The sequence below is a fragment of the Pseudomonas fakonensis genome (assembly GCF_019139895.1).
GTDB lineage: Bacteria > Pseudomonadota > Gammaproteobacteria > Pseudomonadales > Pseudomonadaceae > Aquipseudomonas > Aquipseudomonas fakonensis.
The window spans coordinates 2,590,411-2,609,808 of sequence record NZ_CP077076.1 but is presented as its reverse complement, the minus strand read 5'-3'; the positions used below and the strand labels follow the sequence as shown (position 1 = coordinate 2,609,808).

Annotated in this window: 14 protein-coding genes; 5 read left to right on the top strand and 9 right to left on the bottom strand. The window is 66.3% G+C overall.

Annotated elements, in window-relative coordinates:
- Positions 1–47: 47 nt before the first annotated feature.
- The gene (gene katG / locus KSS94_RS11805; RefSeq protein WP_217843151.1) at positions 48–2,279 is read right to left on the bottom strand and encodes a catalase/peroxidase HPI; all 2,232 of its coding nucleotides are present in this window, start codon (positions 2,277–2,279) and stop codon (positions 48–50) included.
- Positions 2,280–2,561: 282 nt separating this feature from the next.
- On the opposite strand from katG, the gene KSS94_RS11800 reads away from it, so the two are divergent.
- Together KSS94_RS11800 and KSS94_RS11795 are read left to right on the top strand one after the other, a co-directional pair.
- Positions 2,562–3,470, top strand: a complete 909-nt coding sequence (locus KSS94_RS11800; protein WP_217843150.1) for a LysR family transcriptional regulator — start codon at positions 2,562–2,564, stop codon at positions 3,468–3,470.
- A gap of 102 nt (positions 3,471–3,572) precedes the next feature.
- Entirely contained in the window at positions 3,573–4,172 is a 600-nt protein-coding gene (locus KSS94_RS11795; protein WP_217843149.1) for an ATPase, read from the top strand.
- A 54-nt stretch (positions 4,173–4,226) separates the two neighbouring features.
- On the opposite strand, the gene KSS94_RS11790 is transcribed toward KSS94_RS11795, so the two are convergent.
- The 5 genes from KSS94_RS11790 to KSS94_RS11770 form a co-directional block, all read right to left on the bottom strand.
- Entirely contained in the window at positions 4,227–5,636 is a 1,410-nt protein-coding gene (locus KSS94_RS11790) for a DOPA decarboxylase (protein WP_217843148.1), read from the bottom strand.
- 182 nt (positions 5,637–5,818) lie between these two features.
- Complete coding sequence (locus KSS94_RS11785) at positions 5,819–6,763, bottom strand: LysR family transcriptional regulator (RefSeq protein WP_217843147.1); 945 nt, start codon at positions 6,761–6,763, stop codon at positions 5,819–5,821.
- Between the two features lie 209 nt (positions 6,764–6,972).
- Positions 6,973–7,683, bottom strand: a complete 711-nt coding sequence (locus KSS94_RS11780) for a YebC/PmpR family DNA-binding transcriptional regulator (protein WP_011533576.1) — start codon at positions 7,681–7,683, stop codon at positions 6,973–6,975.
- Positions 7,684–7,789: 106 nt separating this feature from the next.
- Positions 7,790–9,181 carry an FAD-dependent oxidoreductase gene (locus KSS94_RS11775; protein WP_217843146.1) on the bottom strand — a complete coding sequence of 464 codons (1,392 nt, stop codon included), beginning with the start codon at positions 9,179–9,181 and terminating at the stop codon, positions 7,790–7,792.
- Positions 9,182–9,194: 13 nt separating this feature from the next.
- Positions 9,195–10,511 carry an MFS transporter gene (locus tag KSS94_RS11770; protein WP_217843145.1) on the bottom strand — a complete coding sequence of 439 codons (1,317 nt, stop codon included), beginning with the start codon at positions 10,509–10,511 and terminating at the stop codon, positions 9,195–9,197.
- A 263-nt stretch (positions 10,512–10,774) separates the two neighbouring features.
- Between KSS94_RS11770 and KSS94_RS11765 the strand changes: the two genes are divergently transcribed.
- The 3 genes from KSS94_RS11765 (at position 10,775) to KSS94_RS11755 (ending at position 12,806) form a co-directional block, all read left to right on the top strand.
- Entirely contained in the window at positions 10,775–11,644 is an 870-nt protein-coding gene (locus KSS94_RS11765; protein ID WP_217843144.1) for a LysR substrate-binding domain-containing protein, read from the top strand.
- Between the two features lie 212 nt (positions 11,645–11,856).
- The gene (locus KSS94_RS11760) at positions 11,857–12,450 is read left to right on the top strand and encodes a GNAT family N-acetyltransferase (RefSeq protein WP_217843143.1); all 594 of its coding nucleotides are present in this window, start codon (positions 11,857–11,859) and stop codon (positions 12,448–12,450) included.
- Positions 12,447–12,806, top strand: a complete 360-nt coding sequence (locus KSS94_RS11755) for a cupin domain-containing protein (protein WP_217843142.1) — start codon at positions 12,447–12,449, stop codon at positions 12,804–12,806. The genes KSS94_RS11760 and KSS94_RS11755 overlap by 4 nt, the downstream gene beginning before the upstream one ends.
- 237 nt (positions 12,807–13,043) lie before the next feature.
- On the opposite strand, the gene KSS94_RS11750 is transcribed toward KSS94_RS11755, so the two are convergent.
- The 3 genes from KSS94_RS11750 to KSS94_RS11740 form a co-directional block, all read right to left on the bottom strand.
- Positions 13,044–13,793, bottom strand: a complete 750-nt coding sequence (locus KSS94_RS11750) for an SDR family NAD(P)-dependent oxidoreductase (protein WP_217843141.1) — start codon at positions 13,791–13,793, stop codon at positions 13,044–13,046.
- The gene (locus KSS94_RS11745) at positions 13,793–14,215 is read right to left on the bottom strand and encodes a MerR family transcriptional regulator (protein ID WP_217843140.1); all 423 of its coding nucleotides are present in this window, start codon (positions 14,213–14,215) and stop codon (positions 13,793–13,795) included. The genes KSS94_RS11750 and KSS94_RS11745 overlap by 1 nt, the downstream gene beginning before the upstream one ends.
- Before the next feature lie 78 nt (positions 14,216–14,293).
- The gene (locus tag KSS94_RS11740) at positions 14,294–19,387 is read right to left on the bottom strand and encodes a trifunctional serine/threonine-protein kinase/ATP-binding protein/sensor histidine kinase (protein ID WP_217843139.1); all 5,094 of its coding nucleotides are present in this window, start codon (positions 19,385–19,387) and stop codon (positions 14,294–14,296) included.
- Between the last annotated feature and the right edge of the window lie 11 nt (positions 19,388–19,398).

Below are 19,398 nucleotides of genomic sequence, written 5' to 3'. Positions count from 1 at the left end.
GCGCTGTACCTGTAGGAGCGGGCTTGCCCGCGATGGGGCCGCCAGCCTTAGTGCAGATCGAAGCGATCGAGCTGCATCACCTTCACCCACGCTGCCACGAAGTCCTTGACGAACTTTTCCTTGGCATCGCTGCTGCCGTACACCTCGCTCAATGCGCGCAGTTGGGCATGGGAGCCGAACACCAGGTCGACGCGGCTGGCGGTCCATTTCACCTGCCCGGTCTTGCGATCACGGCCTTCGAAGGCTTCGTTGTCACCCGAGGTCGGCTTCCACTCCACGCCCATGTCCAGCAGGTTGCGGAAGAAGTCGTTGCTCAGCACCCCGACCTTGTCGGTGAACACGCCCTGCTGGTTACCACCATGGTTGGCCCCCAACACCCGCAGGCCGCCCACCAGCACGGTCAGTTCCGGCGCGGTCAGGGTCAACAGCTGGGCCCGGTCCAGCAGCAGCTTCTCGGCCTTGACGCTGTAACGGGCCTTGCTGAAGTTGCGCAGGCCATCGGCCAGCGGCTCCAGCACGGCGAACGACTCAACGTCGGTCTGTTCCTGCGAGGCATCCACCCGGCCTGGACGGAACGGCACGCTGATGCTGTGCCCGGCATCCTTGGCGGCTTTTTCCACCGCCGCACTGCCGGCCAGCACGATCAGGTCGGCCAGGGAGATCTTGTTGCCGCCTTCGCTGCGGATTTTCTCCAGCGCCTCCAGCACCTTGTCGACGCCCTCGTTGGCCTTCCAGCCTTTCTGCGGTTCCAGGCGCAGGCGGCCACCATTGGCACCACCGCGCTTGTCCGAACCGCGGAAGGTCGAGGCCGACGCCCAGGCGGTCGCCACCAGCTCACCGACGCTCAAGCCCGAAGCCAGCACCTTGGCCTTCAGCGCGGCGATATCCGCCTCGCCCGGCACCGGGCCGGCCTTGGGCAGCGGGTCTTGCCACAGCAGTTCTTCGTTGGGCATTTCCGGGCCCAGGTAACGGGCCAGCGGGCCCATGTCGCGGTGGATCAGCTTGTACCAGGCGCGGGCGAAGGCATCGGCCAGCTGGTCGGGGTTGTCCTTGAAGCGCTTGGCGATGGGGCCGTAAATCGGGTCGAAGCGCAGCGCCAGGTCCGAGGTGAGCATCGAGGGCGCGTGCTTTTTGCCCGCATCGTGCGCATCCGGCACGGTGCCTGCGCCCTTGCCGTCTTTCGGCCGCCACTGGTGGGCACCGGCCGGGCTCTTGGTCAGCTCCCACTCGAAGTTGAACAGGTTGTTCAGGTACTCGTTGCTCCACTGGGTCGGCGTCGAGGTCCAGGTCACTTCCAGGCCACTGGTGATGGTGTCGCCGCCCTTGCCGCTGCCGAACTTGTTGGCCCAGCCCAGGCCCTGCAGCTCAAGGCCCGCAGCTTCAGGCTCAGGCCCCACGTTGTCGGCAGGGCCGGCGCCGTGGGTTTTGCCGAAGGCATGGCCGCCGGCGATCAGCGCCACGGTCTCTTCATCGTTCATGGCCATGCGGCCAAAGGTCTCGCGGATATCCTTGCCCGAGGCGACCGGGTCGGGGTTGCCTTCCGGGCCTTCCGGGTTCACGTAGATCAGGCCCATCTGCACGGCGGCCAGGGGGTTTTCCAGGTTGCGCTCGCCTTGCAGGGTGCGGCTTGTTTCTTCAGGGCGCTTGGCAGGCTCGGCCACCAGGTCGCCCTTGCCCGGCGGCTGCGCCTTGCCGTAGCGGGTGTCACCGCCCAGCCAGACCTTCTCCGAGCCCCAGTACACGTCTTCGTCCGGCTCCCACACATCGGCGCGCCCGCCAGAGAAGCCAAAGGTCTTGAAGCCCATGGACTCCAGCGCGACGTTGCCGGTGAGCACGATCAGGTCGGCCCAGGAAATCTTGTTGCCGTACTTCTGCTTGATCGGCCACAGCAGGCGCCGGGCCTTGTCCAGGCTGACGTTGTCGGGCCAGCTGTTGAGCGGGGCGAAGCGCTGCTGGCCGGAGCCGGCGCCGCCGCGACCATCACCAATGCGGTAGGTGCCGGCGCTGTGCCAGGCCATGCGCACGAACAGCGGGCCGTAGTGGCCGAAGTCCGCCGGCCACCAGTCCTGGGAGTCGGTCATCAGCGCGGTGAGGTCTTGTTTGAGGGCCTGGAAGTCCAGGCTCTTGAACGCCTTGGCGTAGTCGAACTCAGGGTCTGGGCTGGACTTGGCCGAATGCTGGTGGAGGATGCGCAGGTTGAGCTGGTCAGGCCACCAGTCACGGTTGCTGGTGCCGCCACCGGCGGTCTGGTGGAACGGGCATTTCGATTCGTTCGACATCTGCTTGTACCTTTTGTGTCGGGCTGCTCATCAGGTGTCGTCGGTCTAGGCCGACATCGGGCTTGCCAAGGTCTCAGGGCCGCACTGGCAGGGTCTTGCACCCTGGTGCTCAGGCACGGCCGCAGGGGCATTTCACGGGGCCACGGGAAAGACTAGCCGAGCTTGGCCAGAGGTCTAATAGAGCCGCTATTGAGGGGCAATAGCCTGCGCACATCGGTACAAGCCAAACGGCGCCAATCCGTGCTTCAATCTGCGGTCACCCTCCGCCCAAGGCCCCTGTGCATGAACCGCAACGACCTGCGCCGCGTCGACATGAACCTGCTGGTGGTGTTCGAATCGCTGATGATCGAACGCAACCTGACCCGCGTGGGCGAAAAACTGTTCATCACCCAGCCGACCGTGAGCGCCGCCCTGGCGCGCCTGCGCGACTTGTTCGACGACCCGCTGCTGATCCGCAACGGCCGGGCCATGGAGCCGACGCCCCGGGCCATGCAGATCTTCCACGAGCTGGGCCCGGCCATGGACGTGATTTCCGCAGCCATCAGCCGGGCCAAGACCTTTGAGCCTGCCAGCAGTTGCAACGTGTTCCGCCTGGGGCTGTCGGACGACGCCGAGTTTGGCCTGTTCCCGCCGCTGCTGGAGGCCTTGCGCGAAGAGGCGCCGCAGATCAGCGTGGTGGTACGCCGCGCCAACTTCCTGCTGATGCCGGCGCTGCTGGCCTCGGGCGAGATCTCGGTGGGGGTCAGCTACACCACCGAGCTGCCGGCCAACGCCAAGCGCCGCAAGCTGCGCGACATCGGCGTGCGCGTGTTGCGCGCCGACAGCCGCCCGGGGCCGCTGACCTTGGACGAATACTGCAGCCGCCCGCATGTGATGGTGTCGTTCTCCGGCGACATGAGCGGCAACATCGACCTGGACCTTGCGCGTATCGGCCGCTGCCGCAAGGTGGTGCTGGCGGTGCCGCAGTTCGGCAGCCTGCGCGCGCTGCTGCGCAACACCGAGATGATCGCCACGGTGCCCGACTACGCCGCCTGCGCCCTGGCCGACGACGGCAGCCTGCGCGCCGACCCGGCGCCTTTCGACATCGCCGAGGCCGAGCTGTCGATGGCCTGGAGCAGCGCCCACGACAACGACCCGGCCGAACGCTGGCTGCGTGAGCGCATTTTGCAGTTCATGAGCAAGGCCGGCTGAACCATCAACCCCGTCGATAGCCACCATGCTTGCCATCGAGTTCCGTCGATGGCAGCGGGCGGCGAAAATGGCCGCCATTGCACCTTCGACGAGGCACCTCCCATGAAAACCGGCATGATCGCCGCCCTGCTGGCCCTGCTCGCCGCCCTCACCGGCTGCGCCAGCCCGCAGGCCAACCAACCTGGCAACCACTTGTACTCGGCCACCGAGCTTTCCAGCGTCAGCCTGAGCCATGGCCAGCATGTGGCGGTGCTGCTGGGGCGTAATGCCGCTGCCACCCTGGACTACCTGCAACGCCACCACGACCAGGCCGCCCCGGCCAGCGGCCAGGCCACACCGGTGGCAACCCTGGGTGGCAACCAGGCCTATGCCTGGCTGGCCAACTCGCTGGCCCAGCAGTTCGCCGAAGTGACCTTCTACGAAGACCTCGACACCCTGCTGGCCGACCGCCCCGACGTGATCGTGCTGCTGGATGCCCAGAGCAAGCTGGCCAGCAGCGGCAGCGAAGACATCCAGGCCAGCGTGGTGGCGCGGTTTTTCGATGAGCAACTGACCTACATCGGCCGTGCCGAAGGGCTTTCGCGCAAGGGTGCCAAGGGGACCGACCTGGTGCGTCAGTTGCAGGATGAACAAAGTGTGCAGGCCGATGCGCTGCGCCAGTTCGACGCGTCGTTGAAGGTGTTGCTGCAAGGGGCGGTGTAACGCATCGCCATCCCGACCGGCAGCACGGTCGCTCCTACAGGGACCGCGTCAGCTTCAGGCCACCACAGCCTGCAAGCGCTGCCACAACCGCTGCACATGCTCACGCTCGGTCGGCAACGCCCCCACCGACACTCGCACCATCCAACGCCCCTCCAGGGTAGCCGGGGTCACGTAGGCATCCCCCGAAGCATTCAAACGCTCGGCCCAGCCACGGGTATGGGCATCCAGTGCCTCGCCGTCCAAGCCCGCCGGGCGATGGCGGATGCACAGGGTCTGCAGTTGCACTGGCGCCAGCAGCTCCCATTCAGCCGCAGCCTCGACCTGCTGCGCCAGCCAGCGGGCGTTGTCCAGGTCGCGGCGCAGGCGCTGTTGCAGGGCCTCTACCCCTTCGCTGCGCAGCATGAACCACAGCTTCAAGGCGCGGAACCGGCGCCCCAGCGGGATGCCCCAGTCGCGCAGGTTCTTCACCTCGCCATCCACCGCCGATTGCAGGTAGCTGGGGTTGGTGCTCATGACCCGGATCAGGTGCTGTGGGTCCCGCACGTAGTAGATCGAGCAGTCGAAGGCCACCCCCAGCCATTTATGCGCGTTGACCACCACCGAATCGGCCAGCTCGATGCCATCCCACATCCAGCGGCACTCCGGCAAAATCATCGCCGAGCCGGCCATGGCCGAGTCCACGTGCAGCCACAGCGCGTAGGCCTGGGCAATCTCGCCGACCGGGCGCAGCGGGTCCAGCGCGGTGGTGGCGGTGGTGCCGGTGGTGGCGACCACGGCGCAGGGCTGGTTGCCGGCGGCCAGGTCCTGCTCGATGGCGTCGCGCAGCGCTTCAGGGCGCATGGCGTAGTGCTCGTCAGTGGCGATCAGGCGGATGTTGTCACGGCCAAAGCCCGCCAGCAGCGCAGCCTTGTCCACCGAGCTGTGGGCGTGGGCACTGACGTAGACGATCAGCGGTTTGCCCTGGGCCTGCAGGCCGCCACGCACCTGGGCGTGCCCAGTGGCGCGCTCACGGGCGCAGATCAACGCCACCAGGGTGCTGGTGGACGCGGTGTCCTGAATTACCCCGCTCCATTGGCTGGACAACCCCAGCAGTTGGCGCAGCCAATCGAGGGTGGTTTCTTCCAGCTCGCTCAAGGCCGGGCTGGACTGCCACGACAGGCCCAGCACGCCCAGGCCGGTGCTGAGGAAATCGCCCAATACCGACGACAACGTGCCGTTGGAGGGGAAGTAGCCGTAGAAGTCCGGGTGCTGCCAGTGGGACAGGCCGGGCATCACCAGCTTGTCGACATCATCGAGGATGGCCTGGAATGGCTCGCCCTGCTGGGGGGCGGCTTGCGGCAGGGCCGATTTCAGGTAGCCGGGCTCGACCTGGGCCATGACCGGGCGTTCGCCGACGCTCTGGCGGTAGTCGGCGATCAGGTCGATCAGTTGGTGGCCGTACTGGCGGAATTGTTCGGGGGTCACGGGGGATCTCCTGGGGGATGTTCATTGCCAGGCCCGGCCCTATCGCCGGCAAGCCGGCTCCTACAGGTTTTGCACAATCCCTGTAGGAGCCGGCTTGCCGGCGATAGGGCCGGGCCAGGCAACCCAATGCCCCAGTCTAGGCGCTCCCGCGCACTCGAATAACCCCGCTTCGCGCATAGCTGCTATGGCAAAGGCGCATGCCCGCCCTGCACGCCGAACTGCGACTGGCGCCACAGCTCGTACACCCGGTTGCGCAGCCAGCGGTGCTCGGCCGAGGCCTGCAGGCGCTGGTGCCACACCACCCAGTAACGCTGGGTGTGCTCGACAAAGCCCAGCGGCCGCCAGGCCAGCCCGTGAAGGCGCGCCAGCTGGCGGGCGATATGCTCGGGCACCGTGGCCAGCGCCTGGCCGTTGCCCAGCACCTGCACCATGGCACTGAAGAACGGCACCTCCAGGCTGACCCGGCGTTGCAGGCCCTGGGCGCGCAGGTGGCGGTCGATGAAGCTGTCCTTGTCGCCGCCGCCAGACACCCGCACATGCTTGAACGCCAGGTAGTCCTCCTGGCCCAGGGCGGCCGTTGCTACCAGCGGGTGGTCATGGCGCATCAGCGCCACTGCGCGGTCCTCGCCCAGCAGGCGGCCGTGCAGGTTGGGTGGCGACTCATCGAACAAGGTGGTGGCCAGGTCGATCTCGCCACTGGCCAGCATGGCGTATTGCCCGGCCTGCCAGGTGCGGTATTCCAGCGACACCCCCGGCGCCTCGCGCTCCAGTGCCGCCACCAGCAGCGGCAGCATGTGTTCGGCCACGTAGTCCGAGGCGGCCAGGCAAAAGCGCCGCTCGCAACGGGCCGGGTCGAAGGCCGCCGGCTGGCGCAGGGCGGCCAGCTCGTCGAGCACCTGACGCAGCGGCTCCACCAGGGTTTCGGCGTGCTCGCTAAGCACGTAACCGCGGCCTTGACGCACCAGCAGCGGGTCGTCGAAGGCCTCGCGCAGGCTGGCCAATTGGCGGCTCAACGCGCTCTGGCTGCAACCCAGGCGCTCGGCGGCATGGCTGAGGTTCTTCAGCTGCAGCAGGCAGTCGAGGGTGCGTAGGTGGGCGAGGCTGAGGGAGGCGAAGGTGGGGGACATGGGCTCGGCTCCAGGGCGCTGCCGCAGGGGCCGTATCGCCGATGACGTTCTGTAGGAGCAGGCTTGCCTGCGATGAGGCCAGCACAGGGCAACAACCGTACGGGCCTCTGGGAGCCCCGTTTTGTGTTGCCTTTGCCGGCCTCATCGCCGGCAAGCCGGCTCCTACAGGTATTGCGCAGGCTTGCAGCGCAAGGGCCGCAAGGCGCAGATCAGTCGGTCAGGCCGACATAGACGTTCTGCACGTCTTCGTTTTCGTCGATGGCTTCGAGGAAGGCTTCGACTTCGGCCAAGGCTTCGGCGCTCAGGCTGGCGGCGCTGACCGGGTTTTTCGGGGTGTAGCCGATTTTTGCCGAGGTGACGGTGAAGCCTTGCTCTGGCAGGGCTTTTTGCACCGCGTCCAGGTCGGTGGTGTCGGTGATGAACAGGGTCGAGCCCTCTTCTTCACCTTCTTCGAAGTCCTGGGCGCCGGCTTCGATGGCCGCCATTTCAGGGTCCGCGTCACCTTCCGGGGTGGCCTCGATCAGGCCGACATGGTTGAAGTCCCAGGCCACCGAGCCGCTGGCACCCAGCTGGCCCTTGCGGAACAGCACGCGGATTTGCGCCACGGTGCGGTTGATGTTGTCGGTCAGGCACTCGACGATCAGCGGCACCTGGTGCGGGGCGAAGCCTTCGTAGCTGACCGCGTGGTACTGCACGGCTTCGCCGTCAAGGCCGGCGCCTTTCTTGATGGCGCGCTCCAGGGTTTCACGGGTCATCGAGGCTTTTTTGGCCTGGACGATGGCCAGGCGCAGGCGCGGGTTCATGTCCGGGTCGGCGCCGGATTTGGCGGCGATCTGGATCTCCTTGGCCAGCTTGCCCATGATCTTGCCCTTGGCGTTGGCCGCGGTCTCTCTATGCTTGGCTTTCCACTGTGCGCCCATTTCAACTCTCTTGTTTCAAGGGCCGGTTCAGGAAGCGACCGGCCAAAAGTGGGGAGAGTTTATACGCCCTCGGGCCTGTGATCGACAAGAAATCGCATTGCAGCACTTAGCCCTTGTCCGCCTTCCCCGCCGCCGCCGCGAACCTGGCCAGCCGCACATCCAGCCGGCGCGGCCGCAGGCCACGGTCCTCTGCCCGCTCCTTGCGGCGAATGGCGTTGCGTACCATCAGCGACCCCAGGTAACGGATCGGCTCCGGCGGGAACTGCCCCAGCGGCCCCTTGACCAGTGGCGAGCGGGTCCAGGGGTTGTCCAGCCCCAGGGCCAGCGACGAGAGAATCTGCCCGCCCATGTGGCACGGCCCTACCCCGCTGCCCGAGTAGCCAAAGCCATAGAACACGTTGCCCTGCCCGTCGAGCCGGCCGAAGAACGGCAGGCCGGTCACCGAACGGTCCGACGGCCCGTTCCAGCTGGCCGCCAGCGGCACCTGGGCCAGTGCCGGGAAGAACTCGGCCAGGCTCTCGCGCAGCAGCGGCTGGTACGGCGAAGGCTGGTCGAACACCGGCAGCATATGCCCGCCATAGGCGAAAGTGTTGCCCCCCTTGCCCAACATGAGCCGGCCGTCAGAGGTGTTGTGGTAGTAGTGCACGAAAATCCGCGAGTCGAGCACGCTGACGCCGCTGTCCAGGCCAATCTGGCGCAGCAGCTGCGGGCAAGGCTCGGTGATCACCATGTCGCTGGAAACAATTGCCACGCTACGTTCGAACTGCGGGAAGGCCCGCGCCATCCACGCGTTCAGGCCCAGCACCACGCGGTCGGCGCGGATGGTGCCGCGGGCCGTGTGCACCTGGGCCGGCGCGCCATGGGCAAGGCCGGTCATGGCCGTGCCTTCGTGGATGCGCACCCCGCGCTGCAAGGCCACCCGGCGCAGCCCGCGCACCAGGCGCCCGGGCTGCACGGTGGCGGCGGCCGGCGAGAACCAGCCCTCGAGGTGGCGCTCGGAGCCGGCCAGGCGCTGCAGCTGCTGCAGCGCCAGACGCTGGAACGAGTTGATGCCCTGGCGCTGCAGCGCGGCAATCACCGCGTCGGTACCGCCCAGTTGGGCCTTGTTCGTCGCCGTGTACAGGGTGCCGTCCATGCGGTAGTCGCAATCGATGCCGTTGGCCGTGCAGAACGCGCCGATCGCGCCGATGCTGCGCTCCGACTCGCTGACCAGGCGCACCGCCTCGGCCACCCCGAACAGGCGCTCGAGGGTGAAGTACTTGGCCGACCACGACAACGCACAACCGCCATTGCGCCCACTGGCACCGGCGCCGCAGATATCGGCCTCGATCAACAGCACGTCCAGCTGCGGCGCCTGCTCCTTGAGCATCAACGCGGTCCACAGCCCGGTGTAGCCACCGCCGACGATGCACACATCGCAGCGGGCATCGCCTTGCAGCGGCGGGCACAGGGCCTCTTCTTGCAGGTCCAGGGCCTGTTGCAGCCAGAACGGTCTCATTGCAGGTATTCCTTCAAGTGCGCACGGGCTTGATGGCCATGCTGGTATTGGGGGCCACGTCATTGGCCTGGGGGGCGCTGGCCGGGCGGCTGTTCCAGTGCGGCAGCAGCACCAGGGCCGAGAACAGCGCGGTGCCGGCAAAGATGATGAACACCGTGACGCTGTCGAAATACCCCGGCAGCAGGCCGCCCAGCACCGCGCCCACCGAGCCGCAGCCGTTGACGAAACCGGCGGCCGTGGCGCCGGCCTTGGCGGTGCCGAAGTCGATCGCTGCCGCGCCGCTGATCATCGAGTCGGGGCCGTACAGGGTCAGGCCCATGACGAACAGCAGCGCCACCACCAGCAGCACACTGCCGCTGTGCATGGCCGCCATGAACAGCGCCAGGGTGACGGTCAGCAGCAGCAGGCTGATCACACAGGCCGGCATGCGCCGGGCGCCGAACAGTTTGTCCGAGGCCAGGCCGATGATGATCGGCCCCAGCAACCCGGCAAGCTCGAAGGCGGTGGGAATGATTGCCGCGCCCACCTTGCCCACCGAGGGCATCTGCTCGAAGACGATCACCGGCCCCCACAGCAAAATGGCGTAACGCGCCGGCTTGAGCATGAAATAGGCCAGGCCCAGGGTCAGCACCGTGCGATTGCGCAGGATGTCACGCAAGGGCGCCCACACGCTGCACAGGTTGCCGCCCGGGGCCATGCTCTGCGGCTCGGGCTCTACCGCCGGCAGGCCGACATCCTCGGGTCTGTTGCGCTGGAACACGCAGAACAACACGGCCACCACCGCCACCACTGCGGCACTCGAGAAGAACGCCGCATGCCAGCTGCCCACCAAGGTATAGGCCCACCAGCCGGCGAACGGCGAGGCCACCAGCCCGCCGAAGGCGTAGCACGAGCTCCACAGCCCCAGCACCCGCCCGCGCTGCGCCGCCGGGAAGAAGCTGCCGATGTTCTTGCACAACCCGGCCCAGCCGGTGGACTGCGCCAGGCCCTGCACCAGCATGCAGGTGGCGAAGATCGGGAAGGTGGCGTAGCTGCCCATCACCACCGCTGCCGCCGCTGAAATGCACAGGCCGCCCAACACCACCACCCGCGGGCCGAAGCGGTCGGCGAGCATGCCCCAGGTGAACTGGCCCACCGCGTAAGCGGCCAGGTAAATGGCATCGAGGTTGGCCATGGCGGCCTTGTCGAGCATGAACGAGGGGTCCTCGCCGATGCCAAGCTTGGCCACCGAGAACGCCTTGCGGGTGAAATAGAAGGCGGCGTAAGCCAGCCAGGTGATGGCGAAAATCTGCACGCGCCACCGCTTGATGGCGCCCAGGGATGCATTCATGTGGTTCTGACCTCTTGCGTGAGTGTGCCGGCAGAATGTGAAAAAACGCCTGTCTTGTTGTTGTGTTGCGCACTGCATGACGGAGGGACGTCGATTGGTCAGGTGGCCCGGCCGGCCTGGCGTGGCCGGGGCGAACCATGGCCCCGGGGCACCGCTGATGGCGGCGCCGTTGGGTTGAAACACATGGAAACAGGTGCTGACTGATAAATAAAATCGACTTATCGTATTTCACTCATAAGCCCAGCTTTTAAGTGGAGTGCTCGATGCCGGTTTCCCACGCTCAACTCAAGGCCTTCCATGCGGTTGCCGAACAAGGCAGCTTCACCCGTGCAGCGCAAAAACTGTTTCTTACCCAGCCGGCGGTGTCCGACCAGGTGCGCAAGCTGGAGGAGCGTTATGGCGTGTTGCTGTTCCAGCGCAACAAGCGCTCGGTGCGCCTGACCGACTTGGGCGAGCGCCTGTTGGGCATCACCCAGCGCCTGTTCGCCTGCGAGGCTGAAGCCGAAGAGCTGCTGCAGGATTCGCGCGCCCTGCACACCGGCAGCCTGGTGCTGGCGGTGGACGCTCCGGTGCACGTGCTGCCGCAGGTGGCGCGGTTTTGCCAGCGCTTTCCGGGTATCCAGGTGAAGATCGAGACCGGCAACACCGACGAATCGCTGGCCCGGCTGTTCAGTTACCAGGCAGACCTGGCGCTGCTCGGCCGTGATGTGGACGACGCGCGCCTGCACAGCGTGCCGCTGCGCCGCGACCCGATGGTGGCGTTCGTCTCGCACAACCACCCCTGGGCCAGCCGCGGGCAGATCAGCCTGGCCGACCTGGACGACACCCCGCTGGTGCTGCGCGAGCCCGGCTCGGTAACGCGTCAGACCTTGGAAGAAGAGATGCAGCGCGCCGGCCTGCGCATTCGCCCGGCCATTCAGGTGGAAGGCCGTGAAGCCGCGCGTGAGGCGGTGGTGGTGGGGATTGGCGTGGGGGTGGTGTCGGCAGCCGAGTTCGGCGCCGATGCGCGGGTATGCGCGCTGCCCATCGTCGATTGCCAGCGACACTTGACCGAGACGCTGGTGTGTTTGAGCGAGCAGCGCATGCGCCGGGTGGTGGCGATGTTTCTGGAGGTGGTGCGCGAAAGCGTTTGATGCCTGTGGGAGCCACTGTCTTGTGCTGCCAGAACCGGCCTGATCGCCGGCAAGCCGGCTCCTACAGGCCTTTGAGCATGGGGCAAGGTCGCACTGCGTACCGACGGTGTTCGCCCTGAGCATGATGGCAACCGTTCAACCCGCCTACCCTGCCCCCGGTCAAAGGCGCAATCCTTGAAAGCCCACCACCCGATCCCACGGAAGCACCCTGCATGCCTATCGAATTCAGACCCGCTCAAGCCTCGGACGCGCACGATATCGCGCGGTTCTTTCAACTGACCTCGGAGGGCATGGCCGATTACATATGGAGCAAGCTTGCCGCACCGGGTGAAGCATTGCTGAGTGTCGGTGCCTCTCGCTATGCCAGGGAACAGGGCGACTTCTCCTACAACAACTGCCTGATGGCCACTTGCGAAGGGCACGTGATCGGCATGATGCATAGCTATGCCTTGCGCGAGACGCCTGACCGGCCTGTCGAGACCGACCCGGTCCTTGCGCCTTATGCCGACATGGAAATACCCGACACCTTGTACATCTCCAGCCTGGCCCTGGACGAGGCCTGGCGTAGCCAAGGGTTGGGCGTCGAGTTTCTGCGCCACGCCCAGCAGCGCGCCGACGACGCAGGCCTGAATGGGCTATGCCTGATCGACTATGCAGAAAACCACGGTGCCCGCCGCTTCTACCAACGCCACGGTTTTCAAATTGTCAAAACCTGCCAGATTGTTGCGCACCCGATGCTGGGCGTAACCGGCGAAGCCTATTTGATGTATCGCCCTTCCCACCCCGTGCTTGAGAAAACACCATGACCAAACCACTGACCGTGTTCCGCGAACTGGATATTCAACCGGTGCGCGACCTTCCGTTTTTTGAAGAGGTGCTGCAAGGTTCCCCTCATACGCTGACCTCCAAGTACTACCACGATGAACAGCAAGGTCGCATTTCCGGTGAGTGGCAAGCCAGCACCGGCGCGTGGCGCATCGACTACAAGGTGTGGGAGTTCTGCCATGTGCTCAGTGGTTGCTGCGTCATCGAGCTTGAAGGCTGTGCCCCCGTTACGCTGGCGGCTGGCGACACGTTCATTATCGAACCGGGCGCCAAGGGCAAGTGGACCGTGCTGGAAGACATGAAAAAGAACTTCGTGATCCTCTTGCCCGCGAGCTAGGTGCGGGGTCGGCGGGCCGCAACAGATGGCGTTGGCAGCGGCTGTATTGTGTCGCCTGTACCGGCCTCATCGCCGGCAAGCCGGCTCCTACAGGTACGGCGCCGGCCTGCTGGTTTGCGGTCAATGTGCAAGCGACTGCAAAGCCAGCCTAATAACTGTGGGAGCGGGCTTGCCCCGCGAAAAGGCAAGCACTGCAAACGAATTTGCCCGGCGCACCCGCACCGGGCCTTTCCCCCCTCAAAGCTGCGACAACCCGCCATCGACGCAAAGGTCAACGCCGGTGATAAAGCTGCTGTCATCCGAAGCCAGGAACAACGCCGCGTTGGCCAGCTCCTCCGGGCGGCCAAGGCGGCCGAGCGGAATCACTTGCGCCAGCTGCTTTTCGAAGGCGCCAAACTGCGCCTGGCCAATGCCCATCTTGCCGATGATCGGGGTCAGTACCGGGCCCGGGCTCAGGCAGTTGACGCGGATGTTCCGGCCCTTGAGTTCCGCCGCCCAACTGCGGGCGAACGAGCGCACCGCAGCTTTGGTCGCGGCATACACCACATGGGCCTCGAGCGCCTTCAGGTGGGCGATGGACGACACCAGCACGATGGCGCCGCCATCGCGCAGCAGCGGCAAGGCTTTCTGGATGGTGTAGAAGACGCCCTTGACGTTGATGTCGAACTGTTCGTCGAACTGGCGCTCATCGACCTGCTCGCCGGCCGCCGGGCGAATGATGCCGGCGTTGGCCACCAGCACGTCGAGGCGGCCGTAGCGCTCGCCCACCTGGCGGTACAAGGCATCCAGCTCCTCCAGCCGGCTGGCATCCGCGCAAATGCCATGGGCCTGATCACCGATCAACCCGACCGCCTCCTGTAGCGCCTCCTGACGGCGCCCGGTGATGACCACCTGGGCGCCCTCCCGGGCGAAGCATTGGGCAGTGGCCAGGCCGATACCGCTATTGCCGCCCGTAACCAGGGCGACCTTGTTTGCAAGTTTTCCCATCATTTCTCCAGCGTCAGTTGCCTATGAACCGGTTGTGGAGGTCGCAAGTCGGGGGGCCGAGCCAAGCCATCCTGCACCGGCAGATAACGCCCGATCTTCTCGGCCAGGCGTTCACGGCGCTCGGCCAGTTGAGCCTGCAGCGCATCCAGGGCAGCCAGTTTTTCCATGTGCTGCTGCAGGCAGGCCAGAAAGCCCTCGCTGTCCTCTTCCTCCTGCAGAAACTGCAGCAGGCCGTGGATCTGCCGGGTGCTGAAGCCGCACTCGAGCAGCTCTCGCACCCACAGCACGCGCTGCACCATGGACGGGGCGTAGTCGCGATAGCCATTGTCCAGCCGCGACGACTCAAGCAACTGCCGCGCCTCATAGTGGCGCAGCGCACGTGTACTGACGCCGGCACGCACGGCCAGCTCTCCGATTTGCATAAAAACCTCCAATGAAGGGAAGGCTAAGGGCTTGACGCTAGTGTCAAGGTCAAGCCCTTTTCAGCGCCCCATACGCACTCAGCCGCCCGGCGCAGGGTGCGCCGGCAAGGTGAACTGCAACACGGCGCCGGGCCCCTGCCCGGCGCTGGCCGCAAAATGCCCACCATGGCTTTCGATGATCGAGCGGCAGATCGACAGCCCCATGCCCAGGCCGGTGGCCTTGGTGGTGTAGAACGGCTCGAACAGCTGCTCGAGGTTTTGCGCGGCGAACCCGGGCCCGCTGTCCACCACGCTCACCCGCACACCGTCCTGGTCGATGGCCGTGCTGATGTGCAGGGTGCGGGCGCCTTCAACCTCCGCCATGGCTTCCAGCGCGTTGAGGATCAGGTTCAGCAGCACCTGCTGCAGTTCCACCCGGTCGGCCAGCACCTGCGCCAGGCCCTCGGCGAGCTCGGTATACACCTGCGCCCTGCCCCGGGTGGCCTCGCCCCGGGTGAACTCGACCATTTCCAGCACCACGGCGTTGATGTCCACCACTTGCTTTTGCGGCGGGGCCTTGCGGATCAGTTCGCGAATACGGCCCAGAACCTGCGCCGCACGGTTGGCATCCTTGATGATCCGCCCCAGCCCCAGGGCGACTTCATCCAGCACCGGTGGCTGCGCGCCCAGCCAGCGGATGGCGGCATTGGCATTGGTGACCGTGGCGGCGATCGGCTGGTTGACCTCATGGGCGATCGAGGCGGCCAGCTGGCCCATGGTGGCGACACGGTTGGCATGGGCCAGTTCGGCCTGTACCTGGCGGTTCCTGGCCTCCCGCTCAGCGACTTCGTGATACAGCCGGGCGTTTTCCAGCGAGATGGCGGCCTGCGAGGCGAGCAGGCGCAGCACCGCGATACGCGCAGGGTCGAACACCCCGGCACTGAGGTTGTTCTCCAGGTACAGCGCGCCGACCAGGCGCGCCTGGTTGTTCAGCGCCAAGCACAGCAGCGACCGGGCCCGGCAGCGGTGGATGTAGTCGTCGGCCATGAACGCTGCATCCGCCATGGCATCGTCCAGGCACAGGCTTTGCCCGGTGTGCAGCACCTGGTACAGCACCGATTCGGCCAGCAAGGTACTGCTCACCGGCTCATTGCAGCGCACCACGTCGCTCTCCCCCACGCGTGCCTGGGCGACGACACGCGGCTCACTGCCACGGGCGCGCACCAGCACGCCGCGTTCGGCACCGGCCTGTTCGATGGCCGTGCGCAGCACCTGGGTGATCAGCTTTTGCAGGTCGACTTCGCCCGACACGGCTTGCGACACCTTGAGCACCGTCGCCAGGTCCAGGTGCTCGACCGGGGTGGCGATGGTCGCCGTGGGGCCAGGCTCCGGCTCGACATTGCGCAAGTAACGATGGCGGCTGTCGAGCTGACGCACCTTGCCTTCGGCCCCCCAACGCAGGTAGCCATAACGCGCATCGCGCAGGTACACCCGGGCAATCCTGGCCAGTCCGCGGCTGCCATAAAAGCGCGAGGCCAATTCGTTGGCCAGCGCCTCCACATGCACGAAGCCACTGTCGCGCGCCAGTTGAATGGCCTGCTCATAAAGCTGCTCGGCGTCGACCAGGCGCCCCTGCAACCGAGCGATTTCGGCCCCAAGCAGCACCTGCCGGCTGGCGAAGGTTGCCGCACACTGCCGGGCCCAGACCTGCATCACAGCATGATGCTCGGCCAACGCCTGCAAGGTGGTCTCATCAACGCCCTGCCCGGCCGCCAGCGTCAGTGCCGCGAAGAAGTGGTACTCGGCCTCCTCGAAAAACGCCGCGGTCACCCATTGCAGCGCCTTGGCCTGCGCCGCACAGGCTGCAGCCGCCACATAGTCACCTGCCAGGTAACGCGCCTGCAGCTTGCGCACCCAGTATTTGCCGGCGGCCAGAGCAAGGTCCGGGGCCGCTGCCAGGTGCTGCTCGAACTGCGCCTCGTTGAAGTGTTCGTCGTCCAGGCAACCGAAAACCGCGGTTTGCCCACGCAGGGTGCGGATCAGCGCCAGCTGCGTGTTCATGAAGTCGATCACCAGCCCGAAATGCACTTTCTGTGCGTAGGCCAGGCCCTGCTCCGCCTCTGCCTGCATGCTGCCCAACGGCTCGCCACTGAACAGCTGGTCGGAGATCAGGCCGTTGCCGACGTAGGCGGCATAGGGCAGGTCACCGACCCGGTTGGCCGCGACGAAGGCCCGGTGCAGCAGCTCACGGCACTCGCTGACCGGGCGCGTCCAGCGCACCACGAACATCGAGAAGCACAAGAAGGTGCTGGCTTCGAAACGTTGCAGGCCGCGCTGCTCGACCAGCGCGCAGGCCAGGCGCCCGAAGCGGTAACCGGTCTGGTAGTCGCCGTAGCGGCGCGACACGCGCCCGATGTTGGCGTAGAGCATGCACGAGGCATCGCAATTGCCGAAGGCAAGGCTCAGGCTCACTGCCTTGCAGATGGTCAGGCTGGCCAGGTTGGCATTGGTTTGCAAGGCAGGGGCGAACAGCTTGCACAACACATCCAGGGTGGCCAGGGTGGTCGCGTCTTCCATCAGCGGCAGGTCGATCAACTGCTCGATGCTGCGCTCGCCCAACAGCCGGGCAATCTGGTCATACTCGCCGCGTACCTCGTCATCCTCTGGCTGCGCGACCCAATGAATGCCCACCTGGCGCAACCAGGCAAGGCAAACCGCCACCGCGCGATCACTGCGGTCGAGCATCAGGCAAACGTCCATGTGCAGGCAGGCCACCGCGACGCCTTCAGCTGCGCTCCTGGCACGCAGCGCCAGGCCAATCAGGCGCTCATCGGCGCTGCCCAGCTGGCCCGTGAGGAACTCGCATTCAGCCAGGTTCAGCGCCAGGGCAAAGCCCAGTTCGTGGGGGTGAGCGGCACACGCTCCCTCCAGCAGTTGCTCCCCTGCCCCCAGGTAAGCCAGCGCCGAACCATAGGCCGACGCGGCCTTGGCCCGGCGCCCGGCCAGCAAGTTGAGCTGCGCCAGTTGCTCGCGCTCGGCACGGGCTTCGATCAGCGCCGCGCCGCGGTTCAATTGCCCGACGATCTCGAAGATGGCTTCTTCAAGGTGCCGGGCCTGCACCTGCCCGGCCAGCAGGCGGCCGATACGCAGGTGCATGCCCGCGCGGTCCTGCTCGGCAATCAACGAGTAGGCCGCCTCATGGATGCGGTCATGCACGAAGCTGCAACTCCCCTCCTGCAGCGCCACCAGCTCCAGCCGCACCGCAGGCCACAGCACCGCCTGCACCCGATCCAGCGGCACGCCCAGCACCAGGGCAAGGGTTTGTGCCTGCGCCACGTTGCCCAGGCAGGCCAGCTGCTGAAGCGCCTGGCGGGTGGCCACTGGCAGGCGCGCCAGCTTGCCCACCATCAGGTCGACCACATTGTCGGTGTAGCCCTTGGCATGGATGCGCTGCGAGTCCCAGCGCCAGCGCCGGGCAGCCGGGTCGTAGGCGAGCAGCGACTCCTCGGCCAGTGCCTGGAGAAACTGGATGACGAAAAACGGGTTGCCGGCGGTCTTGTCCTGCACCAGCTGGGCCAGGCCCATCACGCTGGGCGCCGGGCAGTGCAGCGACTCGGCGATCAGCTGTTCGATATGCGGGCGAGCCAGCGGTGCCAGGCGAACCTCGTGCACCGGTGCACCGGCCTGGCGAATCGCCTGCAGCCTGGCAGTCAACGGGTGGTGGGCATCCACCTCGTTGTCGCGGTAGGCGCCCACCACCATCAGGTAGCGCAGCTCCGGGTGAGTGAGCAGGTCTTCGAGCAGCTCGAGGGTGGCCGCGTCCAGCCACTGCAGGTCGTCCAGAAACAGCGCCAGCGGGTGCTCGGCGCGGGCGAACACCGCGATGAAGCGCCGCAGCACCAGCGAAAACCGCCGCTGCGCCTGTTGCGGGTCCAGCTCCGGCACCGGCGCAGGCTCGCCGATGATCAGCCGCAGCTCGGGTATCAGGTCGGTCATCAGCCGTGCGTTTGGCCCACAGGCTGCCAGCAAGGCCGCGCGCCACGCGGCCAGCACCTCGCTGCTTTTGCCAAGCAGGGTGCGCACCAGCCCCTGAAACGCCTGTACCAGGGTGGCGTACGGGATATCGCGCTTGTACTGGTCGAACTTGCCACTGGCAAACAGCCCGCGCGGCGGTACCAGCACCTTGTGCAACTCGTTGACCACCGAGGACTTGCCGATACCTGAGTAACCGCTTACCAGCACCAGCTCCGGCACGCTGCTGCGCACCATGCGGCTGAAGGCATCTTCGAGGATCTGCACCTCGCGTTCGCGGCCGTAGAGTTTTTCCGGGATCAGCAGCCGGTCGGGGGTACCTTGCTCATCCAGGCTGAAGGCCGTGATGTGCCGGCTTTTTTGCCACTCGGCCAGGCAGCGGCGCAAGTCGTGCTCCAGGCCGGCGGCGCTCTGGTAGCGGTCTTCTGCGGTCTTGGCCACAAGCTTCATCACCAGCTGCGACAACAGCGGCGGCACGGTGGCGACCCGTTCGCAAGGCGGCAATGGCTTGCGGGCGATGTGGCAGTGCACCCACTCCATGGGGTCTGTGGCATTGAAGGGCAAGGAGCCGGTGAGCATCTGATACAGGCTCACCCCCAACGCGTAAAGGTCGCTGCGTGAGTCCACCGAGCGGTTCATCCGCCCGGTCTGCTCCGGCGCCATGTACGCCAGGGTGCCGGCGATGGTCTCCGGCGGTTCCGGCGCCTGCCGCTCACGGGGTACCCGCGAGGCAAGGCCGAAGCCGGTCAGGCGCACCTGGCCATCGTCGCAGCCAACCAGCACATGCTGGGGCTTGAGGTCCTTGTGCACCAGCCCGGCCAGGTGCAGGCGGCCCAGGGCAACGCTGATTGCCAGCGCCAGCTCCAGGCAGGTTTCGATACCCAGCGGCGACACCAGCAAGGCCGACAAGGGCTGCCCGCCGGGGTCGCCCAGCACCAGCCGCGGCTTGCCATTGATGCGCTCCAGGGCCTGGGGCTGCAGCGCCCAACTGCCGTCGAGCTGGTCGCGCAGGCCGTATTCATGGGCCAGGCGCTCGACGGTGGCCGGCGATGGCTGCTCGTTGGCCGGGCGCATCAACAGCACACAGCTGCCGTCTGCGCGCCGCAGCCGGCAAAACTGGCGATCACCGTCGTTCCACAGGACTTGCTGTTTGCCAGGCATGGGTGCAGGCC

Bases quoted from the DNA above. Each gene is read 5' to 3' on its own strand.
- katG (WP_217843151.1), bottom strand. From the start codon at position 2,279: ATGTCGAACGAATCGAAATGCCCGTTCCACCAGACCGCCGGTGGCGGC.
- KSS94_RS11800 (WP_217843150.1), top strand. From the start codon at position 2,562: ATGAACCGCAACGACCTGCGCCGCGTCGACATGAACCTGCTGGTGGTG.
- KSS94_RS11795 (WP_217843149.1), top strand. From the start codon at position 3,573: ATGAAAACCGGCATGATCGCCGCCCTGCTGGCCCTGCTCGCCGCCCTC.
- KSS94_RS11785 (WP_217843147.1), bottom strand. From the start codon at position 6,763: ATGTCCCCCACCTTCGCCTCCCTCAGCCTCGCCCACCTACGCACCCTC.
- KSS94_RS11780 (WP_011533576.1), bottom strand. From the start codon at position 7,683: ATGGGCGCACAGTGGAAAGCCAAGCATAGAGAGACCGCGGCCAACGCC.
- KSS94_RS11775 (WP_217843146.1), bottom strand. From the start codon at position 9,181: ATGAGACCGTTCTGGCTGCAACAGGCCCTGGACCTGCAAGAAGAGGCC.
- KSS94_RS11770 (WP_217843145.1), bottom strand. From the start codon at position 10,511: ATGAATGCATCCCTGGGCGCCATCAAGCGGTGGCGCGTGCAGATTTTC.
- KSS94_RS11765 (WP_217843144.1), top strand. From the start codon at position 10,775: ATGCCGGTTTCCCACGCTCAACTCAAGGCCTTCCATGCGGTTGCCGAA.
- KSS94_RS11760 (WP_217843143.1), top strand. From the start codon at position 11,857: ATGCCTATCGAATTCAGACCCGCTCAAGCCTCGGACGCGCACGATATC.
- KSS94_RS11755 (WP_217843142.1), top strand. From the start codon at position 12,447: ATGACCAAACCACTGACCGTGTTCCGCGAACTGGATATTCAACCGGTG.
- KSS94_RS11750 (WP_217843141.1), bottom strand. From the start codon at position 13,793: ATGGGAAAACTTGCAAACAAGGTCGCCCTGGTTACGGGCGGCAATAGC.
- KSS94_RS11745 (WP_217843140.1), bottom strand. From the start codon at position 14,215: ATGCAAATCGGAGAGCTGGCCGTGCGTGCCGGCGTCAGTACACGTGCG.
- KSS94_RS11740 (WP_217843139.1), bottom strand. From the start codon at position 19,387: ATGCCTGGCAAACAGCAAGTCCTGTGGAACGACGGTGATCGCCAGTTT.